Origin of the sequence: Parashewanella curva, from assembly GCF_003675895.1 — a bacterium.
GTDB lineage: Bacteria > Pseudomonadota > Gammaproteobacteria > Enterobacterales > Shewanellaceae > Parashewanella > Parashewanella curva.
The window spans coordinates 1-23110 of record NZ_ML014754.1 but is presented as its reverse complement, the minus strand read 5'-3'; the positions used below and the strand labels follow the sequence as shown (position 1 = coordinate 23110).

At 39.0% G+C, this 23110-nt stretch carries 21 protein-coding genes and 1 pseudogene; 12 read left to right on the top strand and 10 right to left on the bottom strand.

Going from position 1 to position 23110, the window contains the following annotated elements:
• Window positions 1-45: 45 nt before the first annotated feature.
• From purK to rdgC, 4 genes are all read right to left on the bottom strand, one after another.
• The gene (gene purK, locus D5018_RS01310; protein ID WP_121837187.1) at window positions 46-1131 is read right to left on the bottom strand and encodes a 5-(carboxyamino)imidazole ribonucleotide synthase; all 1086 of its coding nucleotides are present in this window, start codon (window positions 1129-1131) and stop codon (window positions 46-48) included.
• Between the two features lies 1 nt (window position 1132).
• Window positions 1133-1621, bottom strand: a complete 489-nt coding sequence (gene purE, locus D5018_RS01305) for a 5-(carboxyamino)imidazole ribonucleotide mutase (RefSeq protein ID WP_121837186.1) — start codon at window positions 1619-1621, stop codon at window positions 1133-1135.
• Between the two features lie 120 nt (window positions 1622-1741).
• On the bottom strand, window positions 1742-2614 hold the full coding sequence (locus tag D5018_RS21535; RefSeq protein WP_133309214.1) for a hypothetical protein: 873 nt from the start codon (window positions 2612-2614) through the stop codon (window positions 1742-1744).
• Between the two features lie 126 nt (window positions 2615-2740).
• A complete protein-coding gene (gene rdgC, locus D5018_RS01295; protein WP_121837184.1) occupies window positions 2741-3652 on the bottom strand; it encodes a recombination-associated protein RdgC in 912 nt (303 codons plus the stop codon).
• A gap of 301 nt (window positions 3653-3953) precedes the next feature.
• Here rdgC and D5018_RS01290 point away from each other — a divergent pair, with 301 nt between their 5' ends.
• Window positions 3954-4919 carry a porin gene (locus D5018_RS01290; protein WP_121837183.1) on the top strand — a complete coding sequence of 322 codons (966 nt, stop codon included), beginning with the start codon at window positions 3954-3956 and terminating at the stop codon, window positions 4917-4919.
• A 60-nt stretch (window positions 4920-4979) separates the two neighbouring features.
• Here the strand turns inward: D5018_RS01290 and D5018_RS01285 are convergent, their stop codons facing one another.
• On the bottom strand, window positions 4980-7334 hold the full coding sequence (locus D5018_RS01285; RefSeq protein ID WP_121837182.1) for an ankyrin repeat domain-containing protein: 2355 nt from the start codon (window positions 7332-7334) through the stop codon (window positions 4980-4982).
• A 297-nt stretch (window positions 7335-7631) separates the two neighbouring features.
• On the opposite strand from D5018_RS01285, the gene phoB reads away from it, so the two are divergent.
• The 3 genes from phoB (at window position 7632) to D5018_RS01270 (ending at window position 10907) form a co-directional block, all read left to right on the top strand.
• Window positions 7632-8321 (top strand): phosphate regulon transcriptional regulator PhoB, encoded by a 690-nt coding sequence (gene phoB / locus D5018_RS01280; protein ID WP_121837181.1) that lies wholly within the window; start codon window positions 7632-7634, stop codon window positions 8319-8321.
• A 201-nt stretch (window positions 8322-8522) separates the two neighbouring features.
• Entirely contained in the window at window positions 8523-9821 is a 1299-nt protein-coding gene (gene phoR / locus D5018_RS01275; protein ID WP_121837180.1) for a phosphate regulon sensor histidine kinase PhoR, read from the top strand.
• Between the two features lie 117 nt (window positions 9822-9938).
• Entirely contained in the window at window positions 9939-10907 is a 969-nt protein-coding gene (locus D5018_RS01270; RefSeq protein WP_121837179.1) for a PstS family phosphate ABC transporter substrate-binding protein, read from the top strand.
• A 262-nt stretch (window positions 10908-11169) separates the two neighbouring features.
• Here D5018_RS01270 and D5018_RS01265 read toward each other — a convergent pair whose 3' ends face one another.
• The 3 genes from D5018_RS01265 to D5018_RS01255 all read right to left on the bottom strand — a co-directional run bounded on the left by D5018_RS01265 (window position 11170) and on the right by D5018_RS01255 (window position 14750).
• Window positions 11170-11652, bottom strand: coding sequence for a glutathione peroxidase (locus D5018_RS01265; protein WP_121837178.1), 483 nt, complete (start codon window positions 11650-11652; stop codon window positions 11170-11172).
• Between the two features lie 63 nt (window positions 11653-11715).
• Window positions 11716-13299, bottom strand: a complete 1584-nt coding sequence (locus tag D5018_RS01260; RefSeq protein WP_121837177.1) for a PKD domain-containing protein — start codon at window positions 13297-13299, stop codon at window positions 11716-11718.
• Between the two features lie 131 nt (window positions 13300-13430).
• Window positions 13431-14750 (bottom strand): RsmB/NOP family class I SAM-dependent RNA methyltransferase, encoded by a 1320-nt coding sequence (locus D5018_RS01255; RefSeq protein ID WP_121837176.1) that lies wholly within the window; start codon window positions 14748-14750, stop codon window positions 13431-13433.
• Between the two features lie 258 nt (window positions 14751-15008).
• Between D5018_RS01255 and D5018_RS01250 the strand changes: the two genes are divergently transcribed.
• From D5018_RS01250 to D5018_RS01240, 3 genes and pseudogenes are all read left to right on the top strand, one after another.
• Window positions 15009-15263: a hypothetical protein gene (locus D5018_RS01250; RefSeq protein ID WP_121837175.1), complete on the top strand. Its 255-nt coding sequence runs from the start codon at window positions 15009-15011 to the stop codon at window positions 15261-15263.
• 192 nt (window positions 15264-15455) lie between these two features.
• Window positions 15456-15782: pseudogene (locus D5018_RS01245) on the top strand (type 1 glutamine amidotransferase family protein); the annotation flags it as partial.
• 11 nt (window positions 15783-15793) lie between these two features.
• Window positions 15794-16402: a glutathione S-transferase family protein gene (locus D5018_RS01240; protein WP_121837174.1), complete on the top strand. Its 609-nt coding sequence runs from the start codon at window positions 15794-15796 to the stop codon at window positions 16400-16402.
• A 32-nt stretch (window positions 16403-16434) separates the two neighbouring features.
• Here the strand turns inward: D5018_RS01240 and D5018_RS01235 are convergent, their stop codons facing one another.
• Both D5018_RS01235 and D5018_RS01230 read right to left on the bottom strand, forming a co-directional pair.
• The gene (locus D5018_RS01235) at window positions 16435-17100 is read right to left on the bottom strand and encodes a glutathione S-transferase family protein (protein ID WP_121837311.1); all 666 of its coding nucleotides are present in this window, start codon (window positions 17098-17100) and stop codon (window positions 16435-16437) included.
• A gap of 61 nt (window positions 17101-17161) precedes the next feature.
• Entirely contained in the window at window positions 17162-17815 is a 654-nt protein-coding gene (locus D5018_RS01230) for an RluA family pseudouridine synthase (RefSeq protein WP_121837173.1), read from the bottom strand.
• A gap of 279 nt (window positions 17816-18094) precedes the next feature.
• Here D5018_RS01230 and D5018_RS01225 point away from each other — a divergent pair, with 279 nt between their 5' ends.
• From D5018_RS01225 to D5018_RS01210, 5 genes are all read left to right on the top strand, one after another.
• Window positions 18095-19339, top strand: coding sequence for an ankyrin repeat domain-containing protein (locus tag D5018_RS01225; protein WP_121837172.1), 1245 nt, complete (start codon window positions 18095-18097; stop codon window positions 19337-19339).
• A 240-nt stretch (window positions 19340-19579) separates the two neighbouring features.
• On the top strand, window positions 19580-19705 hold the full coding sequence (locus tag D5018_RS22225; protein ID WP_279386874.1) for a hypothetical protein: 126 nt from the start codon (window positions 19580-19582) through the stop codon (window positions 19703-19705).
• Between the two features lie 94 nt (window positions 19706-19799).
• On the top strand, window positions 19800-21047 hold the full coding sequence (locus D5018_RS01220; protein ID WP_121837171.1) for an efflux RND transporter periplasmic adaptor subunit: 1248 nt from the start codon (window positions 19800-19802) through the stop codon (window positions 21045-21047).
• Window positions 21048-21059: 12 nt separating this feature from the next.
• Window positions 21060-21752 carry an ABC transporter ATP-binding protein gene (locus D5018_RS01215; protein WP_121837170.1) on the top strand — a complete coding sequence of 231 codons (693 nt, stop codon included), beginning with the start codon at window positions 21060-21062 and terminating at the stop codon, window positions 21750-21752.
• The gene (locus tag D5018_RS01210; RefSeq protein ID WP_121837169.1) at window positions 21749-23032 is read left to right on the top strand and encodes an FtsX-like permease family protein; all 1284 of its coding nucleotides are present in this window, start codon (window positions 21749-21751) and stop codon (window positions 23030-23032) included. The genes D5018_RS01215 and D5018_RS01210 overlap by 4 nt, the downstream gene beginning before the upstream one ends.
• Window positions 23033-23110: the final 78 nt, after the last annotated feature.

Here is a 23110-nt window from a genome sequence, read left to right as displayed (position 1 = left end):
GATAAGTTGCTAGGGCTTGATCTTAGGCATGTTAATCAGTTGATACTATGCATTAATCTCAGTAATCAACCAATCAATGGGGGCTTGATAATGCTCCGGTAGCATAGTCTTGAGCTTATTTAATGAGCCGATTGATAAATCTTTGTCTTGCACAGATAAATTGATATGACCAACTTTACGGCCAGATCTTACTTCTTTTCTATACCAATATAGCTCAGCATTTGGAAGTTCAAGCCAATGCTCGTCATAATCAACACCAATTAAGTTAACCATTGCACTTTGGAAGTTAACCTTTAGCTCTGGAACGGGTAATTCCATCATGGCCCGAACATGTAACTCAAATTGGCTAATAGCACAACCCGCTTGTGTCCAGTGTCCTGAGTTATGAACACGTGGAGCAAGCTCGTTGACCAATAGTTTATCTCCAACACGGAAGCATTCCATGGCCATAACACCAACATAATCAAGATCATTCATGATAGTGGATAACATGGCTTCAGCTTTAGATTGAAGATGTTCAAGGCGTGGCGGTGAGGAAATAGACATCATCAATATACCATTTTGATGATGGTTCAAGGTTAGGGGATAAAAAACGCAGCGTCCATTTTTTAATCTCACTCCAACTAAAGAAACCTCTTCGTCAAAAGGTATACCTTGTTCGGCAATGCACTCATTGTTCCATTCGTCAGGTATTTGAGGGTTGTCATTTATCCTTAACCAATGTTGTCCTTTTCCATCATAGCCACCAGTTCGACGTTTAAGAAGAACGTTGTCTCCAAGAGCACTGTGAAGGCCTGATTCATTGGTTTCATCTGTTACTAACTGCCATGGAGCCGTAGCAATATTTAGGCGATCTAGCATGCTTTTTTGAGGGTAGCGATCGGCTAAAAGTGCAAAAATATCACGATTGATGAAATTAGGATGCTCGCTTAATTGCTTGCTTGTCTCTGAAATTGGCCACATTTCACGTTCTGCAGTGATGATGTCAGTCGGCTTGATGGGTAACTGTTCGTTACTTGGATTGACAATATCAACGGCTTCTACATCAACGGCTAAAGGATTGGCTGCTTGTTTTAACATGGCACCAAGTTGGCCGTTACCAAGTACCCATAATTTTGGTTTGTTGTTCATCTTAATCTCTTGGGTCGGCATTTTCTAAGATGGTATCAGTTTGTTGTTTGCGGAACGCCTCAATTCTCTGAGCAAGCTCTGTATTGTTGTTTGCTAACATTTGGCAAGCCAATAACCCAGCATTAAATGCCCCAGCCGTACCAATAGCTAATGTTCCAACCGCTACACCTTTAGGCATCTGTACGATAGATAACAAGCTATCCATACCAGAAAGCGCTTTACTTTGCACAGGAACACCAAGCACAGGCAAGCGAGTTTTCGAAGCTATCATGCCGGGCAGATGTGCCGCGCCGCCAGCTCCACCAATAATAATTTCGAAACCTTTGTCTGCAGCGGTTTCGGCAAATTGCATCAATTTATCAGGGGTTCTATGGGCTGAAACGACTTCAACATGGTAAGGGACTTGTAGTAGATCCATGATCTCCGTAGCTAATTCCATGGTTGGCCAATCACTTTTAGATCCCATAACGACAGCAACTTTGGCTTGCATTGAAGCTCCTTAACGACTTATTTTTGTAGGGTGAAATTGTGAGGTTTGTCACATTGCGATCATACCATGTTCAAGGTCTTGAGCTAAAAAAGAAATCATTTTAATAATTGAAAACAGAGTTCAGTGATTTGTACACCGTGTAACTACATGAAAGCCTTTTTTTGTACGAGTCGATGTACGATGCTGTTCTGAACGTTCAGTAGGAAATGTTCTTGTTGGGCTAACCTTTAGTGACTCTTCGGGGAGCATATTCATTCTTTGTCTTGCAGCTTTATTCAATACATACCTGACCTGATGCAGAGGGGTTGGCGGCTTGTCCATTATTTTTAGTTTTGGCAAGGTTACTTTTGCTTTTTTTGGTGGTGTTTGGGGTGGACTGGTTTGCATAAAGGCATCTTCAGTTGTGACTTTCGGGGTTTGTGTATACATACTTACTAATTTTTGTCCCAACTGAGTGCCTTGGTTTCTGTGTTTAATAGGCGATGGTGGAGTTGGGGGAGGAGTCATCTTCGTTCCTCTCGATATTTGAGCTATTTTTGCCACTGTAGAAGTCGACCTTAGTTCAGGAACTATCTCTTGAGGCTGAGGAGAGTTCTTTTCATCTGGCTTTCTTATTTGTTTTGCTTCATCTTGTTCATGTTCGATTGAAACTGGAGTGAATTTAAACATGCAGGTATTTGGAACTTCCACATACTGATGTAAGCATAAATCCCTTTTATCAAGGGGGTTACGCTTAACTCCTAAGAGATAATTTGTATGGGATATTCGATGATTAAATCGTTCGATAAGAGGCCTTGCTTGTGAAAGGTTCCGGCAATGAGAAATTTTGTAAAAAAGAGAGAGTTCACTTTGGGGGACTGATTGCTTATCTCTTTTGTAAGCGTATGTCAGTTTTTTTAAAACTAGTTGCTGTGCAGTGTTTAATTCAGGGAGTTTGACTGAATGTGTTACATATGTCGTTTTAGGTGACTGTACAGTTGTCGTTTTTTTCAATAGAGCTACTTAGTAATTAGATTATGTTTTAATCCTAATTACTTTTGCTTAATGGCTACTGAATTAGAAGTGAGGAATGAACGTGGATCGATAGGGGTGACTCACGTTCAAATGGAAAATACGCCCTTATTCGGCTTGCTCGATGCCACCCAGAGCTTTAAATAGTGATTCAAACAAAGCCTTTAACTCACCGCACATCAGAGCATAGTCAGCGTCCATTCTCGCCATTGGGTCTTCATTACCTACTTCGTCATTAATGGCCCTAAATTCTTCGGAGAACTTCAAACGTTTCAAGCTAGCATCAGATTGCAAAACAAAAGCTATGGATTGACCAAAGTGCAAGGCTAATTTATGAACTTGCTTACCACTTGCAATGTGGGCTAATACTTCTTCCTCAAACAACTCTTGTTGCTTAAAGCGAACGATTCCACCTTCATCTGAAATTGATTTTAATTCAGCTTCGTCCTGAACTTCAAAGCTTGCAGGTATTTCACTGGTTTCTAACCAAGAGGTGAGGGTGTTTTCAATTGGTGCAGTAAAGCTCACTGGAACTATTGGCAAACTACCAATGGCTTTTCTTAATAACGCCAGCATTTCTTCTGCTTTAGTGGCGCTTGAGCTATCAACCGCAATAAGTTGTTGCTCAGGCATGATTAACGCCTTAATTTGGCTTCGGCGTGAAAACGCACGAGGCAAAAGAGTGGCAATAATATCCTCTTTAAAGGCATCTTTTTCTTTTTTTGTAACCTTTCTGTTTTCTTGGTCTTCAATTTGAGCCACTTTTTCATCAACAGCTTCTTTTACTACTTGAGCAGGTAGAAGTTTTTCCTCTTTGGTCATACTGATTAAGTGAATGCCGTTGGCACTATGTACTAATGTTTGGCCTAATTTTCCTAAGGCTTTTGAAAATCCAAGTTTGCTAACATCTTGGCTTGAACAAGGGGTAAATGAAAAAGAGGTTAGGGCTTGTTCAAGTTGTTCTGTATCGATAGAAAAAGGTTTATTGAAACGGTAAATAGTAAGGTTTTTAAACCACATGAGGACTGAACCTTTGATTAAATTAAAAAGAGTCGACTCAGTGTAACGCAAAATAAGGTTACTAATTAACGATTATTTTTCTCGAGCTTTAGTGCATTGTCCTAGAGACCATATACGGCCTCTAATATTCCTTTTTTGTGATGCATTTTTTCTATCATTGTTTCAGTTTGTTGAACGCAGTATTGCAAATTCAAGTCAAATATATTTCTAAAATGAAATAAAAGTGAAATATAATGCAGGCAAAATTTGCCACATATTTTGCTTAACCCTGATGAAAATTTACATCTCAAGGAAATTAAAGATGCAGATGTTTAATAAAACACTACTCGCCACTACTATTTTTGCAGCGACAACAGCTAACGCTTTCGCAGACACCATGCTTGCAGGGGATGCTTTAAAGGTATACGGCAAGGTTAATCTTTCTGTACAAAATAGCGACTTTGCCAAGAAGCAAGGTAACGCAACTAATTATACTGATGAAACTAAAGTGAAGAGCAATGCATCTCGCTTAGGTGTCAAAGGTAAGTATAAATTAGATGGCGGCTTAGAGGCGTTTTATACCCTTGAATATCAAGTAAACATTGATTCAGATGATAAAGATACCTTTACTGCTCGTAATCAGTATGTTGGTGTTCGTGGTGGTTTCGGTTCCGTTTCCGTAGGTCGTAACGATACAATAACGAAAAAATCTCAGGGTAAAGTAGACCTATTTAATGATTTAGATGGTGATATCAAAAACCTATTCAAAGGTGATAATCGTCTATCACAAACCGTAACTTATGTTTCGCCATCAGTTTCGGGTTTCACGTTTGGTGCGACATATGTTGCAGAAGCTGCTATGAAACAAGGTGACACTAACGGCGTTTCATTAGCCGCTATGTATGGTGATGCTAAACTCAAAAAATCTAAATTCTATGCTGCGTTAGCGTACGACAAAGATGTTGCCGGTTACAATGTGCTTCGCGCTACGGCTCATACTAAACTTGGAAACCTAAAACTCGGTGCGATGTTCCAGCAGCAAGAATCAACTGACGAGGGTAGCAAGAGCACAAATGGTTATTTGGTGAGTGCAGCATACTCAATGGACTCGATTACCTTTAAAGTACAAGCTCAGGATATGGATGATAAAGGAAAATCTTGGTCAGCAGGTGCTGATTACAAGTTAGCAAAACCAACCAAAGTGTTTGCTTTTTTTACCAATCGCAAATTTGATGGTATAGACCATGATGATCAATATGTTGGTGTTGGTATTGAACACAAGTTTTAATACCTAGCTAAACATTATTTAGTTAAAAAAACGGTATCAGTGATGATACCGTTTTTTTTGCTACCTTTTACTTTCCTGTCTTGCGTTGTAATGTCCGATCCATTTATTCACTAAATGAGCATTGCATTGACTAAGTTTAGCCAACTGCGTGTCAAAATCACTGTTTGCTGAACGGCTGTAGAAAAAGCCTATTTTTTTAGCTCGTACAGTGGGGTGAGGTGACGTTGGTGTTGGTGAACTAATTGCTTGACGCAAAGTCATTGGTGAGTCAGTATTTACGCCGAATGTCGATGGTTTTGCACTAGGAATTGCGACTTGGGTGCTTGAGTTTATTCGTTTTTGCGGTGGTGTTAAAAGCGCTTGTAACCTGTCTTTCTCTTTACCAGTCTTTGCTGATTCTACGAGTTGCTGCCCAATTCTTGCAACACTTAAATATTCATGAATATCACTTTGATATTGTTCGTCATATTGATGAATTGGCGTGGACTCGGCTGGTAATGAATCTTCGTAATATAAATTATCAGGACGGTTTGATAGTCTTTTACAAAGGTGGTTGAGGTTTTCATTGACTTTTGATTCATTCTCGCACCAACTAGCAAGAACCGAGAGGTTGTTCAGTGGCTCTGAGAGTAATTCGCACAACTCACTTTCAACATCAATATCTTGTTCTTCAGCTTTTCGTATCAGCCATCCAATCAAGTCTCTTTGTGCTGCACGATGAATGCCATTTTCTGAGGGTGGAAGTAACGATTCTTTTATCGCGCACTGTATAATAGTATCTCCTGACTTGTCTCTAGAAGACAATTCTCCACCTTGTGATAGTAGCCATTGCAGCGTCATAATATGATGGCTTTTGGCTGCACAATGTAGCACGGTATAGCCTAGAGCGTTTCGTTGGGTAAGTAATTGTTTGTTACTTAAGGTGGGCGTTCGATTTTTAGCTAGAGTATTGGCACCTTGCTCTTGATCTGCTGTTGATGAATGAGTAATCGCGGGTCGATTGAGATCTTGGCTATTCCTTGTCATTAGGTCGACTAAAATAAACACAGTGCCTTTTTGTGCTGCAAAGTGGATTGGTGTATCGCCTTTATTATTTTGAGCTAAAGGATCTGCACCTAAGTCTAGAAGTGTTTGAGACATACTTATGTGCATTAAACTTTCACGTTCACTATGCCTAAATTCTCCAAATACCCCAAGTCCTGCAACTAAATGTAATAAGGTATTACCGTCTTGGTTTTTAGCACTAATATTGGCATCGCTTTGACATAGCATTTGTATTATTTCAGGGCTTTTCGCGAGATGTATTGCAAATGATTCAATGTAACCGCTACTTCCTCGCGCTAAATATTTAGAGCACAAATTGGTATCTGCTTTTGCTTCTAACAAAATACTTACACATTCTGGATTATTTAATCGAACAGCTCTCATTAGAGGTGTTTCAATTTTACTAGTTTCAAGCCCATGGTTGTTGTCATCGTCATAACACCAACAATTTACTTTGTTGGGGAGTTGGGTTAAGACTCTTTGCAGTATTTGGGGTTTGTTACGGCTAATAGACCAATGAATAAGAAAGTCTTGATAATCTTTAAAGCAATCCGTAGGGCTGAGTTTAATTTTCGCGATTAGTTCTTTTCTTATTTTTGTATCAAAGTCAATGACATCCTCTTCAACCCAGTCATGGATATCAGCTTCTGTTAATAGTCCATCATCTTGTAACGCTTTAAAAGCTGGCATTGATAGTACTCTTTGTACATCGCCTGCTTTATGGCAGCTAGCGAGATAATTTCCAGTCATGACCTCTGTTTGGTTGACTTCGGTTTGCTCTTTCTCCGGCATATATGCGGCTTTATAGCAGTTAAATAAATCATCCTCTGACATGTAGCCTTCATCAGTTTGGGGATTACTAAGTTGGATAAGTTTACTGCAGAGTTTAAAAACTCCTTCAGCCAATTCCCTGTTTTCTGGCTCGCATTTATCAGGGTGAAGTTTGATCATCACCTTTCTCTTTAATTCGGCAATGCTACAGTCATCTCTTAATGATATGTTTATCGTTTTTGCAAAGCTTCTTAATTCAGCTAGTAACGCATCTCCTGTTAAGTTTTTACCTTTGATTTCTTTCAGCTGGTGCAAAGCTGTATTTAAAAAAATAGCTTGTTTCTCTGCATTGCTCATTTGTGGTGCAGGTGTAACTTTAGCTATTGGTCCGGCTGCTGAAGTTACTTCTGGTGAGAAGAACTGGCTTGTTGTACCCGTTGTATTCTCAGGGGTATTTGATGTGGGTTCTGTCGCATTGACAATATATGTAGTCTCGTTAAGCTCGGCTTTCAGAGGGGAGTTTGGCTCTTTTGGAGCCAGTTCTGTTAGCTCAATATTCTCGTTAGGAGGTGTTGTTGAGGAACTATTTATACCGGCCATATTAAACTGCACTACTTCGTTTGTTGTATTGCAAGTATAGGGTAAAATATTGTTTTTATATGTTAAATGTTGTTTAATTTGCTTTCCATATAATGATGGCTACGCCGTTAAGTCTCTTTGTTCGTCATAAAAAACTATCATTTATAACAGGCTTGTGTTTAACGTTCATAATTCTGTAATATTAATTACATTTAATATAACCACAAATTTAGTACCTCTGCTCTAATCCTCTAAAAGCAATAATTGAACGAGTTTGACGAGCAAATGGAATGAACACTATAAAATAGAGATTCGGTTATGACAGCAAGGATTTTGATCGTAGAAGATGAATTGGCCATCAGGGAAATGTTGACCTTTGTACTTGAACAACATGGGTTCAGCACAATATCAGCTGCCGACTATGACTCTGCTGTATCTGCGTTACAAGAGCCTTTCCCTGATCTTGTATTGCTTGATTGGATGTTTCCTGGTGGAAACGGAATCCAATTTGCTAAACATATGAGACAAGATGAATTTACCCGCCAAATCCCAATCATAATGCTTACTGCGCGCGGTGAAGAAGAAGATATGGTAAAAGGCCTAGAAGTTGGGGCTGATGACTATATGACTAAGCCATTTTCACCCAAAGAGTTAACCGCTCGTATTAAAGCCGTATTAAGAAGAACGGCTCCAACTCGACTCGAAGAGACCATTGATGTTCAAGGTCTGACTTTAGACCCTATTAGTCATCGTGTAACTGTTGGTGAGCAAGTATTGGATATGGGACCAACAGAGTTTCGCTTACTGCACTTTTTCATGACACATCCAGAGCGGGTATATAGCCGTGAGCAGTTGCTTGATAATGTTTGGGGAACCAATGTGTACGTTGAAGACAGAACTGTCGATGTACATATTCGTCGCCTTAGAAAAGCTGTTGAACCTTCTGGGCATGACAGATTAATTCAAACTGTTCGCGGTGCGGGATATCGTTTTTCAGCCAGAATGTAAAATTCTAGTGACTCAAACGCAATTCGTGTATAAAGTGGTCTACACCTAATTTATTGGGTATCAAAGCTGTTTTCTATGATTTAACGGTCAAGAAAACAGTTTTTTTTTGGATTGATAATCATAAGCATAAGCAGTATCTGGCTCCATAGAGCAAGAGTGACTAAAGAAGCAGTTTGCATAAAGCAATAAACGGACAAATATATGTACGAGTCTTATTCAGGATATCGGTTGTTAACCCGCTTAATTGTCTATTTCCTAATTTTTGGCGTAATAGGGATCATATTTCAAGAGGTCATTCTACTTTTATTTATTGGTGCTATAGGTATCCTTGTTTGGAACTATCGCCAGCTAAGTCGCTTAAATTACTGGCTGTGGGTAGACCGTCGATTAACGCCACCTCAAGGAAGTGGTACTTGGGAAGGTGTATTTAACGGCATTTATCGCTTGCAAGGGAAAAACCGTCGTCGAATAGGGCAACTAGCTGCTTTGTTAGCGAGGTTTAGACAGGGGGCTGAAGCGTTACCTGATGCTGCTGTGGTATTGGACTCTGAACTAAGTATTCTTTGGTGTAATAAGTTAGCCCAACTCAATTTAGGGTTGGTATGGCCTCAGGATAATGGTCAAAGAATTGATAATTTGATCCGCCACCCTGATTTTATCGCGTATCTTCGAAAAGCAAATTTTGGTGATCCACTTGAACTGGCATCTCCGGTTTCTGAACAGAGGTTATTGGAAATCAGACTGATCAGTTATGGCGATAGACAATTGCTTCTTATTGCTAGAGACATAACTCGAATAAGAAACTTAGAAGGCATGAGAAAAGAGTTTGTTGCTAATGTTTCCCATGAGCTGAAAACGCCGTTAACAGTGATTCAAGGCTATTTAGAAATGATGCAAGAAACCATGCCTGCTGATGACTTTAATCAACGCAGTTTGAGTTTAATGAGTCAACAGTCGGAACGAATGAAGTCCATGGTTGAGCAGTTACTAGTGTTATCAAAAATCGAAGATGCAACGGAAATTGATTTACAAAACACAGTAAATATCAAAGCACTCCTAACTTCTCTTGAAGAAGAAGCTCAAGCACTAGCGAGAGGAGAGTACACAGTTACATTTGACAGTGATCTCGATGTAGAACCTCATGGTAATGAATTACAGCTTAGAAGTGCTTGCATTAACTTAATATCTAATGCAATTCGATATACCGAGCCTGGCGGGAGTGTTCATGTTAGTTGGAAGAAAGTACCAACAGGTGCGGAGTTTAGCGTTACTGATACTGGTTTGGGGATAGAACCACAACATATTGCGAGACTAACAGAGCGCTTTTATCGTGTTGATGATGCCCGCTCAAGGCAAACTGGTGGAACAGGGTTAGGATTGTCGATAGTAAAACATGCGCTTAGTCACCATCATAGTGAGCTAAAAGTTGAAAGCGAAAGAGGTAAGGGGAGTCGCTTCAGTTTTGTGATCCCTCAACATCTTATTGAATTGAAACATTAATGTCTTAAATCTGAAAGATTGTAATGCATCTGTAATATACGAGTAATATATTTGTCACGCTTTCAACAGATACTGACACTGTTTTAGACAACAAGCTAGATTAAATTGGAGCAAAACATGAAACTGACAAGGCTTGTCGGCGCAATGACTTTAACTGCCGCTGGACTATTCTCTGTTGCTGCTACTGCAGCTATCGATCCAAAATTACCTACGTATCAAAAAACCAGTGGTGTTTCAGGCAACCTATCTTCTGTTGGTTCTGATACCTTGGCGAATATGATGACTCTTTGGGCTGAAGAGTTCCAAGAGGTTTACCCTAACGTAAATATTCAAATTCAAGCTGCTGGTTCTTCTACTGCACCACCAGCTTTGACTGAAGGAACTTCTCAATTTGGTCCAATGAGCCGTAAAATGCGTCCAAACGAAGAAGAATCTTTTGAGAAAAAATATGGTTATAAGCCAACACCTGTTCGTGTAGCTATCGATGCATTAGCGGTATTTGTTCATAAAGATAATCCAATTAAAGGATTAAGCATTGAGCAATTAGATGGTATTTTCTCCAGCACTCACCGTTGCGGTGGCTCTGATGTTAAACGTTGGGGGGACCTAGGATTAAAAGGTTCATGGGCTGGTAAAGACATTCAGCTGTACGGTCGTAACTCAGTATCAGGTACGTACGGTTACTTTAAGAAAAAAGCATTGTGCCGTGGTGACTTTAAGCCAAATGTGAACGAGCAACCTGGTTCAGCTTCAGTTGTTCAATCTGTATCACAATCACTTAATGCTGTTGGCTATTCCGGTATCGGTTATAAGACTGCTGGTGTTAAAGCGGTAGCGATTTCTAAGCGTGGTAACCGTTATGTTGCAGCGACTTCTGAAAATGCAGGAAACGGTACTTACCCACTATCACGTTACCTATATCTTTATGTAAATAAGCACCCAAATAAGCCATTAGAACCAATGCAGCGTGAGTTTTTACGTTACATCCTTTCTAAGCAAGGTCAGAAAGTAGTAGATAAAGATGGTTATGTTTCTGTTCCAAATGCTGTTGTTATGCAAGATCTAAAGAAACTGGGTATCAAATAAAACCAAGCTGTCAAATGATTAAAAAGCCTCCTTGTGAGGCTTTTTTTGATCTTGCAACTTTTAAATGGACATAAAAAAAGCGACCTATTTAGGTCGCCTATCCAAATTCGGATTTTGATAAATAATATCAATAAAGGGAGAATGATGATGAACAAACAATGCATTTAACCAGTGTAAATAATCTGTTCACTAAATAAGACCGGACCTTTTTAGAAAGGTTCCCAAAAAAAGTAAAAAAAATTAATTTATTTTGTCTTGGGTTCTACAGTAATGCTTTTATGTCATCAATGAGCTGATCTGGCTTGGTTGCAGGAGCATAACGCTTAATTACTTTGCCTTGCTTGTTCACTAAAAATTTAGTGAAATTCCATTTTATTTTCTCTGTACCCAACAAACCTTTCGCTTCTTTTTTTATAAATTGGAACAGAGGGTGTGCATTTTCTCCGTTGACGTCAACTTTCGAAAAAAGCGGAAAGGTTACTCCAAAGTTCAGTTCGCAAAATTCTGCGATTTCAGATTCTGAACCTTTTTCTTGCTGGGCAAACTGGTTGCATGGAAACCCTAACACAGTAAAACCTTGGGACTTAAATTGTTTATAGAGAGATTCCAAACCTTGATATTGCGAGGTAAACCCACATTTGCTGGCGGTATTAACGATTAGAACAACTTGATTTGAATAATCTGAAAGCGATACTTCTTTTCCGGTAATATCTGGAGCTGAGAATTGATAAATAGATGATTTCATAAAATAAACTAGCTCATTGAAAATAGACTGAGCTAGTTTATACGCAGTAACGTTTAAATACGATTAATTAATTGTAATTGCAGTACTTGTCGCAGCACCATTTTGATGAGTGACCGTCATTGTATATGTTCCGGGCTTATCGTATGTGTGTTTAATGATCTGATGTTGATCTACGTTACTGATTTTTCCTGTTGAGCCGTCCCCCCAGTTATATGTGAAGTTTTGATAACTTGTATCGATATCAGTTACACATGAACGAATACCTACATCGACAGTGGCATCTTGAGTTGATGAAGATACGGTCAGAAGTGGCGAAAACGCATTGCTAGGGTTTAGTAAATCAAAGTAAAGGGTTGGTGTATCTAATAAGTTCCAATCCATGTGATTGAATCCATGCCCCTCAGCGTAGGCGCTTGCTTTCGCCTTGGCACTCACAACAGCTAGCTTAACTAATTGTGAGTCACCAAGCTTGTGAGCAAAGTTAGAATTCGAATCTTTACCGCAATCATTGCCTATATAACCTTCAAAACCTAAAGGCGTTTTTCCTTTGGCACCTACTTTAGCCCAAATAGCGTCAGCATAAATCCCCGCTTTAACGGAAATAGCTAAATTTGGCTCTGCTTGAGCCGTCGCTTTTAGTTGGTAAGCAATATTGTTTGAAGCAAAAGTACCATGGTCAGAATAATTACCTTTTATTTTTTTGCAAGAAGAGTTCGTACAAGTGAACTGGTAGTCTCCGGTGATATTAAGATCTTTCTTAAAGCTAACTTTACCAGTTAGGTTGTAATCAAGATCACCTGTAGAGGCTGTGAAAGGGAGGTGGAAATCGTATTGAACAGGGATAGGGCCGACAGAAAACACACCGTTTGCAATGGTTCCGTCAAAGATAGTTAGACTTTTTCCAGGTAATGAACCTCCTGCTTGGCCAGTCAACTGAATGTTACCGTTTACCAAGAAGTCAGCTTGGGCATCAAGGTTAGTAATTTGTACCTTGTATGGCACACAAAGTTTGCTTTTGAAGTCATAACCTACAGTAGCATTTGCACTGACATCTGCATTACCATCAATATCGTACGAAAATTTGAAAGGGCCTTTGTTCGCTGAGTCCGAGTGGCTAATAGGGAAGTATAAATGCTTTTTAAAAGACTTATGATCATGAGTGGTATGATTGCAACTGTATTGCGCGTTGCCTACAGCGAGTCCCTGTTGTCGGTAATGAAGTAGACCTCGTTGACTTAAGTATTGGCTGATTTGTTCATCAGAAGCATTGGGATCAAATTGAGCTAATCCTTTATCAATGACTATTAGTTTATATGGATCTTTTGTTTGTGATTGGCAAAGTTGCTTACCGTTACAAGTTGATAGTGAACCCTGTTTAAGTTCTTGAATTACTTCATCACGTTCTTCTGCCGGAAGACCAGCTTGAATGCTAGCGTTTATTGCACCTTGAGGTGAAGTAATAAAGTAAAACTCGTTAGTTTGAGGTTGGCTCTGTAGTGATGTTGCAAAGGTGATGGATTTGAGTTGGTAGCCCTCACCTGATTGAAGGGTGGTTGATTGCAATGTATTTGGGCTTGCCCAAACGGATACTGAGACAAAGCCAAGTGCAATAATAAACTTGGCTAATTGGTTACGCTTTGAAGTCATATACATTCACCTTAGTTTTTGAACTGGTCTGTATAATCACTCACATCATGTTAAGTTTGTTTTTCCCTTAGTTTTGATCGGTTATAACGCCTCTAGTATAAGGCTTATAAAAAAGTTTAGCGTGACAAGGATCACGCTTTTTCGGTTTGGCGTTTCATTACCACCACAAACATTCCGTCAGAGTTAGCCTCGTAAGGCATGATTGTCACCATATCCTGCTCGGCTTGAGTAAATGGATGAACAATGGGGATGAGTTCAAATTCGGGGCTTTGCTCAAGGAAAGCTTTTATGACTTGCTCATTTTCTTGTGGAAGTAAAGAGCAAGTTGCATAGACTAATTTACCACCTTGTTTAACGGCTTCCGCGCTACGAGTGAGTATATCCAATTGTAACCCTGTAATTTCATCTAAATTACTTAAATCATCTGTCCAACGCATATCAGGGTTACGTCTCCATGTGCCTGTGCAAGAGCAGGGAGCATCAACAAGCACGCCATCAAAAGATCGTGATGAAACTGGCAGAGTCTCGCTTACCCAAGGCATTACTTTGATATTTTTAAACTTAGCTTTATTCGCTCGCTTTTTCAGTTCCGATAGAGCATTAAGACGAATATCTGATGCAACTAGTTTGCCCTTATCATTACGAAGTGATTGTAACTGTAATGCTTTGCCCCCAGCGCCAGAGCATGTATCCCACCACAATTCATTAGGTTTTGGTTGGCAAATCTCGCCAATTACTTGCGAGGCAAGATCTTGAATTTCAAGTTTTCCTTGTTTGTAGGTGGTCAACTGAGTCAAGTTCAAGCTCTTTTCACCTAAGCTGAGCGCATTTGCAAAGTATTGACAATCAATTATATCCACGCCTTCAGAAATAAGTGAGTCAACGGCTTGCTGATGATTTATGCCCTGTGAACGAGCCCAGATAGGAGGCCGTGTTTGCATTATATTAGCCAATAATTCACTTTGTTCAGTACTATACTCAAGGTGCTGCCAAAATGATTCTGGAAGTAATTGATTGAGGTGTAACTCGTTGTTGTCTGCAAATACGTTAGCGCAGCTTAAGGGAGAGTCTTGAATGCGAGCTTTTTCTAGCGTGGAATCAGGCAAGGCTGACACTTCGGCCCAAGCATTAATAATAGGCAGCCAAGCATGCTGCTCAAATGATGCAGTTTGCACCAATGCTTTTAGCCAATTAGAATCAACCTCTTGTTGAGATGTCGGTTGCAGTTGATGTATCCAACCCCACCATCGAAATAATCCGAAAAACGTTTCTCGAATAATGCGGCGATCTTTAGAGCCATGCTTCTTATTTTCACGAAAATAATTGGCCAGAATATTATCCGCAGGTTGCTTGCTCTCCATTACATCAAAAAATAATTTATGAATGGTTATGGCATAACTTAATGCACGTTTCTGAATGCCAGAGTCAGCAATTAAAGCAGAGGAGGTCATAGCAAGTCACAGGTCAATATAATTGGAGGGCGGATTCTACCAAATAAGCAAGTAACTCTACAATCAAGCCATGGAATGTTGATTATAAACCCTCACTTAGCAGTAGAATTATGAAGTTTGTCTGACTTAAACATTAAATATGGTTTTTAATCGTAGCATACGGTTGTTTTAATTAGTGAGGGATGAAACTATCGCTTGTGTATGAGGTGAGAACGTGACGAATGATTATTGCCTTATTCAACAAATATCGGAGAAATTATGGCCGCAGCAACACAAGCTTCAACTTCAGCCTCAACAAATACAGTTCTTAAATATACGCAAGAAGATCTTAAAAATTTTGTATGGTTTCTAAGTGGCAAAGAGGCTTATGAAGTTAAAAGGGGTTTACTTTCAACAACATATTCTATCTGGACGACACCTTATATTATCCACAATTCTTTGAGAGGGTATTCTCTTTGTGATAACTATAGCGCAAGAAAAGAGTTTCTTTTCTTCATCATGGATAAATCCTAGCTCAAAGGGTTGGGCTCAAATTGAGATCTAAAATGGCTGAACGTACAGAGTTTTGATTTTGAAATTTAATCTCTTAGGGTTCAATTCCCCGCAGCTCGCTGCGGTTTGTAACCAAAAGAGGTAATGTTAATACCCCGCTTTCGCTTGCGAAAGTCTGAGCGAAGCGAAGACAGCTTGCTGCGGGGATTATTTATTGAGCAATTTCTAGCAACAGATAAGCCAGTTGCAGCGGTATGCCATGCCACAGCAGCATTATTAAATGTAAAAAATGACTCGACAGAGTTTGTGGTTGCAGGCAAGGCTGTATCAGGATTTACCAATACTGAGGAAGAAGCTGTTCAGTTGACAGAAGTTGTGCCTTTTCTTTTAGAAGATGAATTGATTAAGCGTGGTGGAGACTTCCAGAAAGTAGACGATTGGCATCCATTCGCGGTACAAGATGGTCTACTGATAACAGGTCAGAATCCTGCAAGTTCTGAGTTGGTGGCCAGCAAACTTATCAAACACATTTCTCAATAAAAGGTGACAACATGATTACCGTTCATCATCTTAATAAATCACGCTCAAGTCGTGTTATTTGGTTACTAGAAGAACTCAATATGCCTTACGAACTTGTAAAGCATCAACGTGATCCAAACACTCGACTTGCGCCAGAAAGTTTGCGTAAAGTCCACCCTCTAGCAAAAGCTCCAGTTATTGTAGATGGTGAAATAACACTTTGTGAATCAGGGGCTATTATGGAGTACATCCTTGATAAGGATACTGATGATATGCTTCGTCCTGCCGCTGGATTTTGTGAATATTATCGCTATTTAGAGTGGTTGCATTTTGCAGAAGGCTCGTTGAGCTTACCTGTAATTTCTACGCTATTTATGCAAATGGAAACGCGAGACGGTAATCAACCTATGGACGGGTATATTGCCAAAGAAGTGGCGCTAGACTTTTCTTATATTGAAGAGACATTAAAAGCATCGCCTTATTTTGCCGGTAATGATTTTACTGCAGCAGATATCATGATGACGTTTGTTTTAAAAGTGGCTAAGCAAATAGGGCTTTTAGTTGAAAAGCACCACACTCTTGCTTATTTAGAAAAGGTTCAAAATCGACCTGCTTATATCAAAGCGCTTCAAGCAGGCTAGGCAAAATAAGAAGTGTCCCCAAAAGATGGTAACTATTTCGTTACCATCTTTTGGATTTGCTTGGCACGCTCTTCATCTGAAAGCTCTGATGGTGGAGGAGTTACGATCCCTTTTTGACAAGCTGGTCGTTGTGCTAACTCATCTAGCCAACGTTGGAGATGATTTAGCCCTTGAATATCTACGCCACTCCACTCATGAATACGAACCCAAGGCCATGTTGCCATATCTGCAATGGTATATTCATCACCCGCTAGATATTGATTATTAGCAAGTTGGCTGTTCATTACTTCAAATAAACGTCGTCCTTCGTTTTGGTATCGTTCAATAGCGGCTGGAATCTTTTCAGGAAAATAGCGATAAAAGACATTGGCTTGCCCCATCATGGGACCCACACCACCCATTTGAAACATCAACCACTGTATGACTTGTGAACGCTTTTTAGGATCTTTAGGATAAAACTTTCCAGTTTTTTCAGCTAAGTAAATTAAAATTGCACCTGATTCGAATATTGCATAATCATCATTATTTCTATCAATAATGGCTGGAATTCGACCATTAGGATTAATGGCTAAAAACTCAGGCTGCTTTTGCTCATTAGCCATTAAATCAAGATGATGCACCTGATAATCTAAGCCCATTTCCTCTAGAGCTGTAGAGATCTTAAAACCATTTGGTGTTGCGGCTGTGTATAGATCTATCGATGTTATATCGACCTTTTTATAAAGAGTGCTCCGTTCAAAGCTATACAAGCATAAGCCCCTAAAACGGATGTTTACTGTAAAAGCTCATCACTTTATTTGATACAGGGTGAGTAAAGGTTAAGCGTTGAGCATGAAGACTTAAACGATTTCTTTCCGATTTTACTTTGTCATCAGCATAAAACTCATCACCTAAAATCGGATGTCCGATTGCCAGCATATGGACTCTAAGTTGATGAGTACGGCCTGTTTCGGGTTTGAGTTTGATTAAAGAAGACCTTTCTTGTTCTGATAAAATTTCATAATGAGTAACCGCTGATTTTCCGTCTTTGCTAACTTTTTGGTACGGCGGGTTGTTTTTATCTGCACCGAGCTTTGCATCAATTGCACCTGACTTTTTAACCAACTTTCCAGTAATTTCTGCAATATATTCTTTTGCTGTTGTTTTATTTTGAAATTGAGTTTTCAAATGAGATTCAGCTTGCTTGGTTAGAGCAAATACCATTACCCCTGAAGTATCACAATCCAGCCGATGAACTAAAATCGCACTTGGAAACACCAGCTGTAGACGAGTAATCGCGCTATCAAAGGTATGCGATGCTTTCCCTGGGTTAGACAGTAAGCCTGAAGGCTTATTAATCACAACTATATCATTATCTTGATAGCGAATATCCAACCAAGGAACGGCTGGTGGTTGGTAGGTGAAAAGTTTCATACAGCTTCTCTAAAGTTGAATCGCGGGCAGTTTATTGAATCTTGAGTGTAAAAACCAGTCATAGCGATATCAGTTTTATTTTCAACTGTATACTCGTGATACCTGAAAATTGCATCTTCAAGTATCACGAGTATATATGTCAATTTGTTTTGATGTGTTGGGGTGATTATTTTCTAAAGATTATCAATAGATTAAAGGTTTTCAATGTATGAGATATTCAGGGTACAACTGGTCTAACATTTAACTAATTGAGCCTATTAAATATTTTTGGAGTCCGTTATGGCAGTTGCTTCAAGCCAAATTGGAACATTGGAAAGAGTTACAATAAAAACAGATAACTTGAATACGTATACGCTTACCAGAATGCATGATACTGATGGAAGGGACTTCATTGTAACCTTTGAATCTGAACCGAAAGTTTCTGCGGACTTTGAAAGCTATGAACCTTCAAAAACAGTCGAATATATATGTAGAGTATCTGAAACTGGTAAAATTCATGAATTTCTAAGTGTGGACGACTCTCAACAGAAGTTAGTTGCAGCGCCTATGTTGGATGCAACCGGAAACGAATGGGTTAAAGAGCTGGTAGATGCCATTGGAGAAAGATATCAACTGAGTGCCGAGGCAATTGAATCAGCTTATCTTGGTGATAATGTACAACTACGTGAGTTTCTTCAAACAGGCATTAATTTAGCATGGAGAAATAAGCATGGGGATACTGCGTTAACGGCTGCATTAAAAGGTGAAAAAATATCAGATGAACTTTTGTTAGAAATGATACAGCTGCATAACGCGAACCCTTTTGTTAAAAACAAAGATGGTGATTCCGCATTTTCTCTTGCCTGCCGTTTAAATAAGACCGCAGTCGTGGAGCAGATGTTGAGTGTTGGTATAGGCTGTACGGCAAATGCTGTATATGAAGATTTTAACAAAGACTTAAAAGTAAGATTGGAAGCCATAAACAGTGTAATGACTAATGATGGGCATACCCCTCTTAGCCTTGCTAGTCAAAATGGTAATATCGATATGGCGAAAGCTCTGTTAATTGGAGGCGCTGAGGCTAATAGAAATGAACTGCCAACCACATTACCTCTGTATTTGGCCGTGTGTAATGATGACTTCGATATGTGCCAATTGTTATATAGATTTGGTGCAAAGCCAACTTTAAAAATTCCAAATTTGTTATTTGACTTAACGATTCAAAGCAGTGTTAGTTCAACCCAAAATGGTCGAAAAATACAAGCATTATTTGCTAAACCACCTGAGCTTGCAAATGAAGTCAAATTAGGTCTGGTAGCAGGTACAGAAGTATTTGAAGAATTGAATGAAGATGATGTAACGCAAGCCAAACAAGATGAACGTGATTGGAATGCTCAAAAATTAGGAGAGAGGACTTCGTCTAGAGTAAACACAGCTGCAGAACTGCTGCGTGAAAGAAAAACACAGCAAAAAAATGACCAAATTCCTAATTCATTTGGCGGCGCAGACTGTGCGGCTTATGAAATTGGGAATGAAGACCTATAAATTTTTTGTTAAGCCCAGATAGCTGTAGCCCGATAAAATATTACTTAACCTTATTTTGGGGCTGAACTTGGAAAGTTATGAGTAAAAGTTGTCATTACTTTGCCCACCACAATCTAAGCCTCAACCCCCATTAAGATGTAGATCCTGTATCTTTCCATTTTTTTATCTTGACTATCAATATAAAAACTTGGGATTCACAATAATTATTTCGAATGAATCCAGAATATATTGGAACTCGTTATGGCCTCTAGTTCAATTGAAGAATTAGCAGGGGTTACGATAAATCCAGAAACTGTCACTACTTCAACCCTTTCTTCTAAAACCGAACAGCAGCATTTCAAATTCGAACACTTTCTCTTTTATTAAAATTTGGATTGGCTGTAACGTTATGATTATCAAATAAAATATCACTTGGCACATTTCTTTCTATATGGTTTCAAAATCCAAAAATTAAGAAACCATGAAAATCGACATTGAATCATCAAATTCCTTTTTTTTAAAACACTATTGGAAGCAAGCAACAGTTCTTTGTTTTGCTTTATTAGCCGTTTTAGTTTTATTGGTATATCAACCTCAAGTTTCCATTTCAAAGCAAGAATTAAAAACGACGAAAGTTGAGCAAGGTAATGTTAATTTGATGGTGCCGATTCATGGTGAGTTTGCTTCTCGATATGAACGTTTGATCAGTGCACCTTCTAATGGAAAAGTGGTTGAATTGTTTTTAAAAGCAGGTGCTGATGTAGAGCCAAACAGTGTCATTGCTAGACTAGAAAACACAGATTTACTACAAGAGTTACTTCAAGCAAAATCAGATCTACAGCGTATTCAATCGGAATATCAAATTTTTGAACTTAGCCAGCAAAATAAGCAATTGGAAGGTGAAGCCCGATTATCTGAATTTGAAAATCAGATAAAAGCGGCTGAACTTGAGCTCAGTGCCAATAAACGTCTTGCTCAGCATGGTATTGTTGCCAAAATAGATTTAGAAAAAAGTCAGCTCAAGCATGAGCAGCTTTTAAATCAAAAGCAGTTCCATATTTATCGAGTTAATACACAAAGGGAAATTAATCAAAAAGAACTTGAACAAAAATTAGCTTTAGTGAAGTTGCAGCAAAGCAACATTTCCTTACTAAAAGATAAGATCAATCAATTACAAATCAAAGCGGGCATATCTGGCAAGCTACAGCATCTCTATATCGACTTAGGACAGCAGTTAGCGCAAAACGGCAATATTGCCAAAGTTGGTTCCAATGATGAGCTTATGGTGAATCTTAAAATCCCACAACGATTATCAGGCAAAGTGAATCTAGGTGCAGCTGTTGAACTGCGTCACTCATCAGGAAGTATTCAAGCTGAAATTAGTCAACTCAGTGCCATTATTGAAAATGGTTTTATAGAAGCTGAAGCCATAATCACTTCCTCTCTACCTAACAATATTCGTCCAGCACAAGCAATAGATGGTCATGTGTTTGTCGAAAAACTGCCTAATGTACTTTTTGTAAAGCAGCAGCCCGGAATGATTCCGTTAAGTAATCAAACGGTGTTTGTAATGAGTGATAACTCGTCAGAGTTAAATAAAAGCGATATTCACTTTGGCGAGCTTTCAAAAAATCGATTGGTCATTAAATCGGGTGTAAAAAAAGGTGATCGAATTGCCATTAATGACTTATCTCATGCGCAAAAATTTTCTAGAATAATCATCGAATAAAAAGGATAAAAGATGAAAACATTAGTTGAATTAAGGGATTTAAATAAAACCCATACTAAAGGCCAAATCCAAACCCACGCACTAAAAAATATCAATTTGAAGATTAATGAAGGTGAGTTTGTTTCTATTTCAGGTCCTTCAGGCTGCGGTAAATCGACTTTACTTAGTATTCTTGGTTTGCTCGACGCACCAACTTCAGGTCATTATCAATTAGCGAATATAGACGCTGGTAGTCTAAACGTTGATCAACGCTCAAAAGTTCGAAATCAATACGTGGGTTACGTTTTCCAGTCTTTTAATCTTATCGACCACCTTACCGTATTTGAAAATGTGGCGTTGCCTTTGGAGCACAGAGGAGACTCTTCTAAAGCGATTAAAGCTGAGGTTGAAAAGCAACTGACGGCAGTCAATATGCATAACTATATGCATCATAAACCCAATCAACTGTCTGGTGGGCAGCAACAAAGAGTCGCCATAGCAAGAGCCTTAGTAGGTGAGCCGCAATTATTACTGGTAGATGAACCAACAGGGAACTTAGACAGCCATAATGGCGACTTGGTGATGCAGGAGTTGATTGAGCTGAATAACCAAGGAGTTACCATCGTGATGGTGACTCATGATGAACGCTACAGTCGCATGGCAAAACGCCAAGTTCGCTTGTTTGATGGCGAGATCATTGTCGAACATCAGGAGGCGGTAGCATGAGTTTTTATTTGAGAGCTATTCGTCTTGGCATTATTCGTCTATTCAGTTTGCCAAGATTAACGCTGCCAGTGTTACTAACATTGAGTCTAACTCTAGCAGCAATGCTAACTGTAGTTGCCATTAGCACTAATTTGATATTTAAACCGTTGCCGGATCTTCATAATGAGAAAGACACATACAAATTACATTTTCGGCTAAAAGCGAATGCTGGATTTTCATTAAATTTTATGAGTAATGTGGCTTTTGCCAATTTAGCAGAAAAATATCAAGGTTATGGCAGCTTTGCTTCATTTAAAGCAGCAGAATCGAACGTAAATCTATTCGGCACTGATTATCCAGTGACTCACCTTGAAGCCACGGATAATTTTATCGCTGATGTTGGTGGTCGATTATTGCTAGGTGAACTGCCAAATAAAGATAATTCGGCTGGTGGTGTATGGATTTCGCAGCGTTTATGGCAAGGTGTGTTAAACGGGCGTAAAAGCGTTATTGGAGAAAGCATAAAGCTTGGAAAGGACAAAAAAACTTTTTTGATCAAAGGTGTGATCAGTAATTTTTTTAGCTTTAAAAAACACCAAAAGCACCAACAGCAAGTCTGGCAATTCTTTCATTTATCCGATCATATTCATCAAGTTGAAGATAATTCATTTATGAACGAATGGAGCACCTTATTTGTAAGAAAAAATAAGATGTTCACTGATGCAGATATGACTGCCTTTTGGAATGACTATATGCTGACTCGAAAACAAGGTAAGTTTGTGTTTCCAGCAGCCATGATGAAAACCATGCAACGAGAACAAGGTATTGATAACTATCGTGATACTTTGTTACTCGAACAAAAAAATATGCTGCTTTTTTTACTTGCTACGGTTGTTATTTTGCTGTTTATGGCAAGTTTAAATCTGTTAAATCTGTTTGTGAGTCATTACCAACAACGAACTCAAGAGTTGGCGACTCAAGTTAGCCTTGGCAGTAGTAAAGTAAAACTGGTGGCAATGGCATTTTGTGAAAATACCCCGCTATTTTTGCTTTCTGCTGTTATTGGTTTAATCAGCACCGCTTGGCTAATTCGATTACTGCCAGATATTAGTGGCAACAATATTGAAATGCTGCATCTTATTAATATTGATTGGCAAACAATCATGATCGCAGTCTTTAGTGTGCTTACAATCAATCTCGTGTTTTCCGTTATTTCGATTAGCCAATTCAAGGCAAAGTACTTTTATGAATATTTAACGAGCGGAGCGAAAATCTCGGGGGCTTGCCCCCGTGCTGGATAGTGTAGACTGGGCGGTTCCCAGTCTATATTATCCTGTATATGGAACTTCAAAGAAATTCACATCACGTTTACCGATTAA